This window comes from Sphaerothrix gracilis Ecp01 (genome assembly GCF_030405905.1).
Taxonomy (GTDB): Bacteria; Cyanobacteriota; Cyanobacteriia; order Phormidesmidales; family Phormidesmidaceae; genus Sphaerothrix; species Sphaerothrix gracilis.
The window spans coordinates 241304-253313 of the sequence record NZ_JASATW010000005.1 but is presented as its reverse complement, the minus strand read 5'-3'; the positions used below and the strand labels follow the sequence as shown (position 1 = coordinate 253313).

11 protein-coding genes and 1 tRNA gene are annotated in these 12010 nt (G+C 52.8%); 6 read left to right on the top strand and 6 right to left on the bottom strand.

The features are described from left to right. Nucleotides 1-71 precede the first annotated feature (71 nt). Nucleotides 72-566: a HugZ family pyridoxamine 5'-phosphate oxidase gene (locus QJQ48_RS07620; protein ID WP_346290612.1), complete on the top strand. Its 495-nt coding sequence runs from the start codon at nt 72-74 to the stop codon at nt 564-566. Between the two features lie 30 nt (nt 567-596). Here QJQ48_RS07620 and QJQ48_RS07615 read toward each other — a convergent pair whose 3' ends face one another. The 3 genes from QJQ48_RS07615 to QJQ48_RS07605 form a co-directional block, all read right to left on the bottom strand. Continuing rightward, complete coding sequence (locus QJQ48_RS07615; RefSeq protein WP_346290611.1) at nt 597-1208, bottom strand: TetR/AcrR family transcriptional regulator; 612 nt, start codon at nt 1206-1208, stop codon at nt 597-599. A gap of 306 nt (nt 1209-1514) precedes the next feature. Beyond that, entirely contained in the window at nt 1515-2249 is a 735-nt protein-coding gene (locus QJQ48_RS07610) for a Tic22 family protein (RefSeq protein ID WP_346290610.1), read from the bottom strand. Between the two features lie 307 nt (nt 2250-2556). Then, nucleotides 2557-2630, bottom strand: a tRNA-Pro gene (locus QJQ48_RS07605). Between the two features lie 386 nt (nt 2631-3016). Here QJQ48_RS07605 and QJQ48_RS07600 point away from each other — a divergent pair. Continuing rightward, the gene (locus QJQ48_RS07600; RefSeq protein WP_346290609.1) at nt 3017-3793 is read left to right on the top strand and encodes a precorrin-2 C(20)-methyltransferase; all 777 of its coding nucleotides are present in this window, start codon (nt 3017-3019) and stop codon (nt 3791-3793) included. A gap of 50 nt (nt 3794-3843) precedes the next feature. Further along, entirely contained in the window at nt 3844-5052 is a 1209-nt protein-coding gene (locus QJQ48_RS07595; protein ID WP_346290608.1) for an energy transducer TonB family protein, read from the top strand. A 432-nt stretch (nt 5053-5484) separates the two neighbouring features. Here QJQ48_RS07595 and QJQ48_RS07590 read toward each other — a convergent pair whose 3' ends face one another. The 3 genes from QJQ48_RS07590 to sfsA all read right to left on the bottom strand — a co-directional run bounded on the left by QJQ48_RS07590 (nt 5485) and on the right by sfsA (nt 8055). Continuing rightward, nucleotides 5485-6210, bottom strand: coding sequence for a PHP domain-containing protein (locus QJQ48_RS07590; RefSeq protein WP_346290607.1), 726 nt, complete (start codon nt 6208-6210; stop codon nt 5485-5487). A 322-nt stretch (nt 6211-6532) separates the two neighbouring features. Then, complete coding sequence (locus tag QJQ48_RS07585; protein ID WP_346290606.1) at nt 6533-6733, bottom strand: DUF2811 domain-containing protein; 201 nt, start codon at nt 6731-6733, stop codon at nt 6533-6535. Between the two features lie 587 nt (nt 6734-7320). Next, the gene (gene sfsA, locus QJQ48_RS07580; protein WP_346290654.1) at nt 7321-8055 is read right to left on the bottom strand and encodes a DNA/RNA nuclease SfsA; all 735 of its coding nucleotides are present in this window, start codon (nt 8053-8055) and stop codon (nt 7321-7323) included. A gap of 108 nt (nt 8056-8163) precedes the next feature. Here sfsA and QJQ48_RS07575 point away from each other — a divergent pair, with 108 nt between their 5' ends. The 3 genes from QJQ48_RS07575 to QJQ48_RS07565 all read left to right on the top strand — a co-directional run bounded on the left by QJQ48_RS07575 (nt 8164) and on the right by QJQ48_RS07565 (nt 11795). Then, nucleotides 8164-9102, top strand: coding sequence for a putative selenate ABC transporter substrate-binding protein (locus tag QJQ48_RS07575; protein ID WP_346290605.1), 939 nt, complete (start codon nt 8164-8166; stop codon nt 9100-9102). Nucleotides 9103-9107: 5 nt separating this feature from the next. Beyond that, entirely contained in the window at nt 9108-9866 is a 759-nt protein-coding gene (locus tag QJQ48_RS07570; protein WP_346290604.1) for a phosphonate ABC transporter ATP-binding protein, read from the top strand. Nucleotides 9867-9932: 66 nt separating this feature from the next. Further along, nucleotides 9933-11795 (top strand): PhnE/PtxC family ABC transporter permease, encoded by a 1863-nt coding sequence (locus tag QJQ48_RS07565; protein WP_346290603.1) that lies wholly within the window; start codon nt 9933-9935, stop codon nt 11793-11795. The last annotated feature ends 215 nt before the right edge of the window (nt 11796-12010 follow it).

Sequence of the window (12010 nt, the reverse complement as noted above, 5' to 3'; positions counted from 1 at the left end):
GAATAGCGCCAGTCTTTTCCTCTGAAGACAGATAGAGTCTTGGCGCTTTGCCCTCTACTTTTAGATCGAAGATGTCCCAGATTGAGTCTGTTCTAGAAGCTTACCAACGCTTCCCCAGCGAAGTGCAAAGCCTCATGCTTAGCACTCTCAACCTAGATGGCAGCCCCCACGCCAGCTATGCTCCCTTCGTCATGAATCAGCAGCATCGCTTTTTTATCTTTACCAGCGGCCTTTCCAGCCATACGCAGAATCTAGAAACAAACGGTAAGGCCAGCATCTTGCTGATTGCAGATGAATCGAAAACACCGCAGATTTTTGCCCGTCAGCGCCTCAGCTATGACTGCACCGCCGAGCTGCTGCCTAAAGATAATGCCGCTTGGACACAGGTTTGCGATCGCTTTCAGCAGCGGTTTGGTACCATCATTGAAATGCTGCGCAGTCTACCTGACTTCCGTATTTTCCAGCTCACTCCCTCCGGTGGCAGCTTTATCATGGGATTTGGTGCCGCCTATCAGGTTGATCCAGACAACCTCGACAGTTTATTGCCCGCGCAGAAAGGCCAGTAGGGCATCTTTAGTTAATCTCTAGGAAGAAAGTTAATCTCTAGGGAGAACGCCGTTTAAGAAAATATCGGCTAAGCCTTCTGCCAGATCTTGCATATCTTTAGGGGAGGCTTCGTCAGCTAAAGTCATTTGGCTGAACCCGGCTACCGTGAACATGCCGAGAAAAATGCGAGCCACGACGCGGGGATTCATCTGGCGGTAGGTGCCGCGATCCATTGCGGTTTGAAAAAAGGCTTCGGCCACATCAGTCATTTTGACAATCACTTCTGCCTGAATCTGCTCTCGTAGCTCAGGGTGAAACTGCGCTTCCATAAAGCAGACCCGCATCATGTCAGAGTTTTTAGGCAAGCTTAACATGCGCCGCCGCATCACTTGAGCCACAGCCTTGTAGCTTGCCATCTCGCTGAGCTCAGTTAGCAAATCAGTCAGAATTTCTATCCAGCCCTGAGTGGCTACTTCGATTAAAATTGCCTTTTTATTGTCAAAGTGGCGAAATAGAGTTCCTTCCGCTACGCCCGCCGCCTGGGCCAAATCTCGCGTAGTCGTACCGCCATAGCCCTTTTGAGCAAACAAGCGCTGAGCCGCCCGTAAGATCTTAGTTTGAGTTTCTCCTTCAGTCAGAGGCGCTCGATTAAAAATACGCATTGCAAAACTTTGTCGTAACGGGCATTAGCGATATTGTCCTCTGCTTGCCGGGGGAAGAGCCGACAGCTTCACACAACCTCACAAAACGGCTGACTTCGCTACCCAATGGCGTAACATTTCGTTGATCGAGTTGATAATCGAACTGATGATTGAGCCATAGCTAAACGAGGGCATTCACAAGGAACGCCCTCGCTTAAAGACTGATGCGGCAGAAAACAAGCAAGAAGCTATTAACGCGGTGTCCTTAGCTTCTATCCTTTACTTGCCCTATCAGCCCCGACTCACAGTCTTAAACTCAACGTCCGACTAGTTCTCTGACTCTGCCTGGCGATCGCGAATAAACTCAACCACATCAGAATCAGGGAATAGTCTCACCACTTCGAGTAGTTGATTTAGCTCATCGTTGTCAGGCGTTTGCATTTTTTGCAAAACCGCTTCCAACGCCACCACTTCAATTTCGACGTTGGCGTCTTCGCTAGTGTTTTGCTGCTCAAACTGATCAATCAGCACCTGCAGATCTTCTCTCGAAAAGAACATCGGCACTAAGGTTTCTTCACCAAGCTGCACTGGCAGGTAGCCGCCGTTGAGCCGAGCAACAAACAGGGGAACGCCAGCAAATTCTTCTCCCGCTTCAGCCTGAGCTGACTGCAGTTCTTCAGGAGAAGGAATGTAGGCAAAATCAGTTGTGTCACCGCCCTGAGACTGAGCCTGCTGGTATAAATCACCGAGCCAAATCGAGGCCACGCGAGCTTCGGTCGCAAAAGGCTCATTGTTTTGCTGGGCATTTTCTAGAAAGCCTTCCGCGCCCTCACCATCAATAAAGACTAGCGGGACTTCGACCGACTCTTCGCCATTAGACGCAGCGGCCATCAGCGATCGCCCTTCGCCGTCTACGATGATAAAAACAGGCACAGTCGAGAGTTTATCGACAATTTGCTCCTGGGTCAGCGCGAGTGCCCGTAGACCGCCGACGAAGAGAGAGCTTAGCAGCGTACCGCCTACTAAACTCAAAGTCGCAATTCGCTGAATGAGTGATTTCATAAGTAAAAGCTCCTGGTAGCCGTACCAAAGGATCCTAAATCAAATACAAGACTTTATCAGATGGCGCCATTTCTCAAAACGGATCTAAGCAGAAATGACTTATGCGCTCACGTCACAAAATGTCTCTGAAAATTTTACGTTAGTTTTCATTAAACATTTGACATAAAGATGCTAACAAGAGTTCCGCCACCCGTGTGTTGCGCTACGCCTGTTCTATTGTTCACAGCAATCGGCCAGCTTCAGGATAAACCTTGATTGACGCCGACTTCGGCGGTTAGCCTCCAAGCGATAACGAAGATAAAATAAATCGGGATGACAGGATTTGAACCTGCGACATCCTGCTCCCAAAGCAGGCGCGCTACCAAGCTGCGCTACATCCCGTTAATTCCGCTTTTTAGTATAGCCTGCTTTGAGTGAAACGGCTGTGCTCTAGCCTGACAAATCCCCCGGTTGGCGCTGCGCTGTTTCCAGAGGACGCTGCGCCAGCTAAATCACCCGGCAAAGTGACAATGGGTAAAAGCATCTGTAATAGTGACTAGGGGTCTTTATTGGAGATTAACCAAGTTAACCAATTAATGATTAACAGGACTTAGGCACTTGACGAGGTTTCAGCTAATTGCGAGATCTGCCCCGCTGTCGCTACGCCCCTTACTAAGCAGGAGCAAGGGGGAGATTTTTTCACTACTACTAGCGTCTCAAACTCTAAACTCCGTAGCTCATCAGTTAAATAGGGATTGGATGGCAACGAGGGAGAGGGGAATAGTGAAGTGACAGAGTTTGATCAGGCATCAGATCGGAGACTGGGAACGCTGTATGGCATTGGGGTGGGGCCAGGTGATCCAGAACTCATTACGCTAAAGGCGTTGCGGCATTTGCAAGCGGCAGCAGTGGTGGCGTTTCCAGCAGGCAGCGGAAATCGACCCGGCATGGCGCAGCAGGCGATCGCCCAGTGGCTGTCCCCCCAACAGATCCAGTTACCCCTAAGATTTCCCTATGTGCAGGATGAAGCCGAGCTGCAGGCGGCTTGGCAGCAGGCAGCAGCCCAGGTCTGGGCCTATCTACAGCAGGGAAAAGACGTGGTATTCGCCAGCGAAGGCGATATCAGCTTCTACAGCACCTTCACCTATCTGGCCCAAACCCTGCATCATTGCTATCCACAAAGTCAGATTCAAGCGGTTCCAGGGATCTGTTCGCCTCTGGCAGCGGCAGCAGTCCTGGGCATCCCCCTGACAATTCAGGCCCAAAACCTGGCCGTTTTGCCAGCCTTTTATGCCCCAGAACAGCTAGAGCAAGTAATTGCCTGGGCGGACGTTATTGTTTTACTGAAAATGAGTTCAGTCTATCAGCAGGTCTGGTCGATTCTGCAGCAGCATCAGCTTTTAGACCGCAGCTTTATCGTGCAGAATGCCACAGGATCGAATCAGGTGATCTATGCTGGTCTCAGTCAGCATCATGATCTAAAGCTGCCCTATTTTTCACTGCTGATTGTCCAGGTTCGCCAGCCAGCAATTCTGCAGCTACAGGGCGTCAGCGCAACTTTTTAAGGGCGATCGCGGTCAGTTTGTATAACTCGGCGGGGGTGACTAACCATTCTATGTTCTCTCGATTTTCGGCTCTAAAATCTGTTAACTATCGCCGACTATTAGGCCCGCTGCAGCAGCCAACCGGTATAGCCGCAGTCGTTTCGATTGGCATTCATGGGATTTTGTTTGCGGCCTCTCCCCAATTTTCCTCATTTTCACTGGCGTCTTTGGCCGAATCGGAGCCGATAGCCGATGAGCGCACGGTACCCTTAGTCGAACTAACGCCGGCTGAACAGCAACGTCTGCCTGATTTTTCGGGTAACTCCAATACTTTTTCGCTGCTGCCCCAGCCAGGTTCCCTAGCGCCTCTCCAGTCTCCTAATAGCACTGCTTCTGGTGCCACGCCCTACCTCTCCGACAGCCAGCCCTTACCTCCCAATCCTTTTTTCTACAATCCGCCCATAGGCAATACGCCTGTGAGAGGCAATCCTTCCAGTTCTCCGGGACGGACGGCAACACGAGGACGCTCCTCGCAGCAAACCCGTCGCTCAGGTCAGTCTCGACCTGAAACCACAGTTCAGTCGCGCTCGAATCAGCCCCGTAGCGGTTCAGTGACAGATGGCGTGGGAGAAATTACGGCTGAAGAACTGGATCAGCGCACTGTCGGGGTCGATAACCTACAAATTTCCACGCGCCCATCTCGCAGCGCTGATGACCTCAGATCACCCGGTTCATCCGCAACGCAGTCCACAGCCGGGAGTCAAGCTGCTGCTGGCGAAGAGGCTAACAGCGAAGCCGATCCCGCTAGCAGCCAAACGGATGCAGCTGCCTCTAATCCCCTAAAAGAGGAGCTAGAAGCACTTCAGACTGCCTATACCTATAGCGAAGCCGGTACCACCAGTGCAGCGGCAGAAACAACCTCAGCCAACTGGTTAGCTGAGTTTAAGTCTGAGTTAGAAATTGCTGAACTGCCGCTGCAGCCAGCGGCGGAAATTCCGATTGACTATCCTTTGCGGATTTGCCTGCCGGTACCGCCTGTCACTGCCCAAGTAGGCGTTGTTGTTTCGCCTGCAGGTGAACCCGTAGGCGAACCTACCTTGCTCAGGAGTACTGGCTATGCAGGCTTAAATCAGGCGGCTCTCCAGGCAGTAGGCAATGCTGACGTTGCGGCGGGCGACTCCTACCAGGCTCTTCGGTTTACTGTCCCCGTCCAATACTCTGAAGCAGAGTGCACCGACCCGCAAGCGCTGTCTCAAGGCGTTTCAGCAGAGTCTGACTAAAAGGCTGTCGGGACTTACGAATTTGACAAAGCCTGAATAACTGCTCGCAAGATTCCCCCGGCGATCGCCCCCTTATCGAGGGGGACAAAGGGGATCCTATCTCTGCCGCTAGCGTCTTGAATCTTGAGCTGCGTGACTCCTAATTGTTTTAAGCAACTGTTTTAGCAGTAGATCAAGCCGGAGCAAAACGCTGATGTAACGCACTATTAACTTTGTGAAGCATTAATTCATTTATCGTAGCGACTCGTAAGCAAGTGATATCTTGCTTTCATAACATTGACGAGTAAACGATATGAAAGCTGCTTTTTCTCGCACCGGACTGGGTCAGGCTCTAGGACTTGGCTTTATGATGGCTTTAGTCTGTGCCAGCCTAATTGGCCTGATGTTTTTTGAGAGTATGCCAAAGTAAGCTAGACCTTTTGCTGGTTTGGGTCAGATTCGCTTCAGCAGGCTCTTGCCGTGGGTATCGGTGCCGCAGGTTCGCAGCAGGCCGTAATCATCTATCAGGCGCTCAACGACTTTAGTTTTGTCGGGGCTAGGTCGCCAAATAGCAGGATTATCGTAGGCGTAGTAGGCTTCTGCCCCGTCGATGCCTAGCTGCACTGCAGCCTGAATTAAGTCTTCAGCAGAGCGGCGATAGCGGGCCGGATGCGCTAAAACAGCTAGGCCGTTCGCTTGCTGAATAGCATCAATGACTTTTTGCGCGGCGCGATCGCCTTCGCGGCGGCTGTGGCCCTGTAGATAGGGCTGGATGACGGGGTGATCAATATCAAAAGCGTAGCCTAGGATATGCACTTCGGCGTCTAATAGGGTGGCCGTGATCTCAACGCCTGACCAAAGGCGCGGTAGCGCTGCGCGTTTTCGAGCTTTACCTCTAACTGAGGCCGGATGACGCCACTGCCAGTCTTCCATCCAGGCTTTAGCGCGACGATAGCCTTTGACGGTGTGATGATCGGTAATCGCGTATTCTACGAGGCCAATAGAAATAGCCTGCTCCACCAGTGCTTCCGGCTCTAGCTGTCCGTCCGAGCAGAGCGTGTGCATGTGAAAGTTGTAGCTATTGGGACAGCTCTGAGCATCTACGGTGGCAAAGATTTGCTGAAGTTTCAGAGCGCCCCGCACTGCCACTGTCGAAACCAGGGCAGGATTAACCGCCATAATTAAACTAAGTTGACTTATCGCTTTTTTTATACTATATCCGCACTGGTAAAACGGCTAGCCCAATTCTTTGATTCATGCTCAAAGTAGCCCAAATAGCCGTGCAGATAAATTAGCGATTAAGCATTCAATAAGTAAATAGGCGCAGTTAAACAGAAGTAAATGTAGGCCGCGGTTGAGGAACGAAACCTAACACCCGCGCGGGTTACGCTGTCGCTGACCCATCCTACAAATAGTTAAGTCCACCTACTTAGAAACTGCGAAGACCGTTGAGTAGACGTTGAGAACAAGTATTAAGTCATTCTCAACGTCTGCCTGGAGCCTAAGCAGCATAGTTGAACAAGGTGTCCAAATAGACCCGCGAAGCGCGGCGATCGCCGTCGCTATTTTGCAACAGAAATAGAGAGAGCGCGGCTGAAAAGACGCGGTCTTGATCCCACGCAGGGTGAGTTTCTAGAAAGCATTTGAGCGATTCATGGAGTTCTTCAGGAATTTCAGCCAGGATACTAATCGTCGTGTTCATCAGGAACCTCAGAAATTACGGCATGGAGCAAATTTTCAGGCAGACAAATCTAAGTGCTTAGGGTTAGTGCTGACCGCCAGTGCTGACAAGTAGACAGCCCAAAGCAGCGCTGACCTAGCCTACGCTTGTGCTTTTCCCGAAGGTTTGGGAACAAAAATACAAGCTGAGGCCAAAGCGCTTTCATCTGGTGGTCGCATCATTGTGCGCTATGGGGGGGTAGGGTTGTCAATGTTGCGAAGCATTGCGAAACGCTTCAGACAAACTCAAGGTTTACGGAAGAATCAGGCATAGAAGCCTAGCTTCGTTACATTGCTTCACAAAAGATCGCTTTTTATGAGAGCTTAGCGGCCCTGTCTGAAAAATCCAGAGAAATCCGTGAGACTCTGATGCCAGCGTAAAAACCTGTGGAAAACGTCAGCTATCCTGTGGAAAACTTTAGGGAAAGCTGTGGAAACTCTGTGGAATAGATGGGGAAAACTCGGATAAAAAATAAGAAATGCAAAGTCCTCAGTTTTTGGGAAGTTTGTAAATTTTCCTGAGAAAGGACTTAATGCTGCCGGTAGCCCAGCGTTTCTGTCATAGCCCGATTAGCCCAGTGGCGGCAGTTTGAGCGGGGCCAAACCCAAGTAGGAAATTCCCTGGGGCGTGATTTCAAAGCGGCAAGGCAAAACTTCAACGCCCTGGGCGATCGCCAGTCGCAGGAGCTGCCCATACTCCGGGTCGGTTGTATCGCCAGGGGCAAACGACAGACAATCGGCTCGGTTAATGAAGTACAGCATTACCGCTCTTGCCTGCGGCAGCAGGGCCGTCAGCTCGCGCAGATGCTTTTGCCCGCGTGTTGTCACCGTGTCAGGAAACAGGGCACAGCGCCCCTGCGCCCAAGTGGTATTTTTAACCTCTACGTAAACTGGGACTGGCCCACCCGTCAGCAAAAAGTCAATCCGGCTTTTGCGATCGCGGCCATAGGGCACCTCAGGTTTAATTTCCGTGTAGGGTTCTAGCTGCGGAAAAAGTCTAGCTTCTAGGGCGGAGCGCACCACCCGGTTGGGCAAGGCTGTATTGATACCCACCCAGGTTGGCTCAGTATCGTTGACCTCAATTGCTTCCCAGGTGTATGCTAGCTTCCTCTTAGGATTGCCGCTGCGAGAAACCAAGACCCGACTGCCGCTTTGGCACACCCCCGTCATGGGTCCGGTATTGGGGCAGTGAGCAGTGATAGTGACGCCAGAATCCAGCTCAATGTCAGCCAAAAAGCGTTTATACCGTCGGACTAAGGTGCCCACATAGAGTTCTGGATAGCTGTAAAACCAAAATGACGACATCCCCACCCCACCACTGAGATCAACGCCCATCAGGGTGACACGGCAGCAGCCCGAATTCAAGCTCGGCAAAATTGAGATTTCCTTTTCCCAATCTGTGATTGACCACTCATGATGACCGCCAGATGTTCTTTGCTCGCCCGCGTTTTACTGATTTGCTGCTCAGTATCCTTGGCCGCCTGTACCCCCCAAGCAACCCCCGAAACCCAGGGTTCAGTGCCTGCAGATGCAGCCGCTGAGACATTGACGGTAGGAGCTATTCCCGATCAAGATCCTGAAAAGCTACAGCGGCTCTACACTAAGCTGGCAGACTACTTAGCAGCCGAGCTAGGCGTGCCGGTTGAGTATGAGCCTGTGATCGATTACGCTGCTGCCGTCACTGCCTTCAAGGTGGGCGACCTGGATTTGGTTTGGTTTGGCGGGCTGACCGGGGTACAGGCGCGGCTGCAGGTGGAGGGAGCAGAGGCGATCGCCCAGCGCCAGATTGACGCCCAGTTCCATAGCGTCTTCATTGCCAATACCGGCAGTGACCTAGCAGAAATCGACGACATTGCAGAGCTAACGCAGCTTAAAGAGCGCACCTTTACCTTCGGCAGCGAGTCTTCAACGTCGGGGCGGCTAATGCCCCAGTATTTCTTGCAGCAGGCCGGGATAACGCTGGCTGATTTCCAAGGAGAAGTCGGCTTTTCAGGTAATCATGACGCCACTATTAAGCTAGTGGAGGCTGGCACTTATGAGGCCGGAGCACTCAACGAGCAGGTCTGGGAAGCTCGTCTAGCGGAAGGGGCGATCGATCCTGAAAAAGTGGAGGTGATTTGGCGCACTCCGGCCTACTATGACTATCACTGGGTCATTAATCCAGCCGTTAAGGCGGAATACGGCGAAGATTTTGTCGAAAAGGTACAGGCGGCTCTGCTCCAGCTTGACCCTAGCAATCCAGAACATCAGGAAATTCTAGAGCTGTTTGGGGCCGAGCGGTTCATCCCAACTCAAAACAGCAACTACGATCAGATTGAGCAGGTGGGCCGAGAGATTGGCAAGATTCAATAGCTATCATGCGGCCCCTCTTTGAGCTAAGACAGGTAAGCTGTCGGTTTGGTTCGCTATCCGCCTTAGCAGATATTTCCCTGCAGATCTACCCGCAAGAGCGAGTGGCGCTAGTGGGGCCAAGCGGCGCGGGCAAAAGCACCCTGCTGAGTCTGCTAAACGGCGCATTAGTGCCCTCTGAGGGCGAAGTTTGGGTGCTAGGGCAGAACCTGGCGGCAGCGACGAGTCGCCAGCGGCGGCAGATCCAGCGCCAGATCGGCATGGTTTATCAGCAGCACCATTTAGTCAGCAATTTGTCAGTCATTCACAACGTCAATGCCGGACACCTAGGGCGTTGGCCGCTGTGGAAAGCGCTCTGGTCGTTGCTCTGGCCGCTACAGGTCAACTCGGCAGCGCAGGCTCTGGCCCAAGTAGGCATTGCTGATAAGCTCTATGCTAGAACCGATCGCCTCTCAGGCGGGCAGCAGCAGCGGGTAGCGATCGCCCGCGTACTGGTGCAGAATCCAGCCGCTATCCTAGCTGATGAGCCGATTGCTAGCGTTGATCCGGCGCGATCGCAAGAAGTAATGAACTTACTACGCCACCTCAACGAGACGACAGGCAAAACCTTGGTTATCAGTCTGCACGACATCAATTTTGCCCGGAGTCACTGCGATCGCATTGTGGGCCTGCGCAATGGCAAAATCCTGTTTGACTGTCCGGCAGCCAAGGCCAGCGATCGCCTGTTTAGCCAGCTTTATGCCTTGTCTCCAGTCGGCGGTAATTAATCGCAAATAGCGGCAGCTATAGGTTTCTGGCCTCATACCGTTTGCCTGAGCCAAGACTCAACCAGAATGGATTTTTTGCGTCAGTCAGCCACGCCCGCTCAGCCCAATTTTTCTTCGCGCCTAAGAACGGGGCGAACAGCTTGGTTCGGCATAACGGTGACAGCGATCGCCCTCTCTCTGTACCTGACGGGTTGGGGCCAGCGATCGCTAGTTAACTGGGGGGGCTGGCCGCAATTTTGGCAGTTCATTCAGGCCAGCCTCCGGCCTGAACTAGCGCCAGAATTTCTCGCTCTGACGGGTAAAGCCACCCTCATTACCCTGGCCTATGCAGTTTGCGGCACCTTGCTCAGCCTGCTGATTGGTCTGGGAGCAGGCATTTTGGCTTCTGCCGTTTGGTGGCGGACACTGCAGCCTCAGCGCCAGCGTTTTGGGCAGCCTCTTTGGCTGACAATTCGGGCTTTTCTAGCCGTACCGCGTGCCATTCATGAGCTGATTTGGGGTCTTTTCTTCCTCAATATTCTGGGGCTAGATCCGCTGGTGGCGGTGCTCGCGATCGCGGTGCCCTTTGGTGCCATTGTCGCGAAGGTTTTTTCCGAAATTTTAGATGAAACGCCCCAGGAACCCCTGCAGGCGCTGATTAGTGCCGGCACGCCGCCCCTGAATGCTTTGCTCTATGGCCTACTGCCGCAGGCACTCCCCAATCTGCTGTCCTACAGCTTTTACCGCTTTGAGTGTTCGCTGCGCTCGGCAGCCATTCTTGGCGTAATTGGCGCTGGCGGGCTGGGCTACCAGATCCTGCTCAGCCTGCAGTCTCTCCGCTATGAAGAACTGTGGACAAGCTTCTACGCCCTGATCTTACTCAACGGTGCCGTAGACACCTGGAGCGGCTGGCTGCGGCGGCGACTGGGATTTACGAGCCGATTGGATTTGCACACGCGACGGGGCCGTCAGACAGGTGGAGGAAAGAGCAGAACATTGGCTCTTGGCGGGGGAAAGACCTCAGAAGCTGGGCTGTCTAAGGCCCTGACGGCAGAGTCCGCCAGTACCGTTCTCGAACCAAACCCGCAAAAACCGCAATACTCTTATCTTTCTGCCTCTTCCCGCCGCGCCTCTTCTCCTCTTGTCTCCTTATCTCTCTTCGTTCTCGCCCTCGTCATTCCCCTTAGTTTCTGGAGCCTACAGCTAGACTGGAGCCAACTCTGGAGCGATCGCACCGGCAGGCTGCTCTGGGAAATTCTGGTTCAGGCTAGACCAGAGCCGCTGACAGGCAAGCAGTTGCAAATGCTGGCGGGGCTGGCGGCACAGACGGTGGCGATGTCGGTCTTAGGGATTGCGCTGGCAGGACTCGGCGGCATTGTCTTTTCCTTTCTGGCAGCACAGACGATTTGGCGAGCAGGGGGAGTGCTGCAGCCTGTCGGACAGGGCGATCGCCAAAATTTAGGCGGCTGGTGTGTCCTGGGGCTAAGTCGGCTAGTCCTGTTGGTGAGCCGCGCAGTGCCGACGCCTATTTGGGCGCTGGTGCTTCTCTATATATTATTTCCAGGAATTTTGCCGGGAGCGATCGCTTTGGGGCTGCACAACTTCGGCATCCTGGGACGGCTGATGGCTGAAGTGAACGAAAATATCGATGACAGGCCAGTACGATCGCTGCGATCGCTGGGTGCTTCTGCAACGCAAACGATTTTGTACGGCATCCTGCCAGAGAACGGGCCGCGCTTCATAGCCTACATTCTCTACCGCTGGGAAGTCTGCCTGCGAGAGACGGTTGTAGTTGGACTGGTGGGTGCGGGCGGCCTAGGGCGACTGATGACCGAGCAGTTAAGCAGCTTTGATTACGCTGGCCTCACGGTGACGCTGGGCGGTTTCGTGCTGCTGACTTTTGGGGTTGATCTTGTCAGTGCCGCCATGCGGCGATCGCTCAAAAGCTAAAAGCTTAATTTCATCAGAATTAATCCCCAGCTCCTGTACTTTGCAAAGTCGCGATCAAATCAAAGGCAGACAGGGCTGAAGTATTTACTCTGCTGGCTCTTTCAGTAAATCGCGCAGACGCTGGCTAAAAATGAACCTAGAGAGCAGCCCGTACATTGATCCTAAACTCCGGATATCTGCCCCTGAAAGAAGTTTAGACAGTGATCTGCTGAAAC

Coding starts and splice junctions, on each gene's coding strand:
- QJQ48_RS07620 (WP_346290612.1), top strand. CDS start 72: ATGTCCCAGATTGAGTCTGTTCTAGAAGCTTACCAACGCTTCCCCAGC.
- QJQ48_RS07615 (WP_346290611.1), bottom strand. CDS start 1,208: ATGCGTATTTTTAATCGAGCGCCTCTGACTGAAGGAGAAACTCAAACT.
- QJQ48_RS07610 (WP_346290610.1), bottom strand. CDS start 2,249: ATGAAATCACTCATTCAGCGAATTGCGACTTTGAGTTTAGTAGGCGGT.
- QJQ48_RS07595 (WP_346290608.1), top strand. CDS start 3,844: ATGTTCTCTCGATTTTCGGCTCTAAAATCTGTTAACTATCGCCGACTA.
- QJQ48_RS07590 (WP_346290607.1), bottom strand. CDS start 6,210: ATGGCGGTTAATCCTGCCCTGGTTTCGACAGTGGCAGTGCGGGGCGCT.
- QJQ48_RS07585 (WP_346290606.1), bottom strand. CDS start 6,733: ATGAACACGACGATTAGTATCCTGGCTGAAATTCCTGAAGAACTCCAT.
- sfsA (WP_346290654.1), bottom strand. CDS start 8,055: ATGTCGTCATTTTGGTTTTACAGCTATCCAGAACTCTATGTGGGCACC.
- QJQ48_RS07575 (WP_346290605.1), top strand. CDS start 8,164: ATGATGACCGCCAGATGTTCTTTGCTCGCCCGCGTTTTACTGATTTGC.
- QJQ48_RS07570 (WP_346290604.1), top strand. CDS start 9,108: ATGCGGCCCCTCTTTGAGCTAAGACAGGTAAGCTGTCGGTTTGGTTCG.
- QJQ48_RS07565 (WP_346290603.1), top strand. CDS start 9,933: ATGGATTTTTTGCGTCAGTCAGCCACGCCCGCTCAGCCCAATTTTTCT.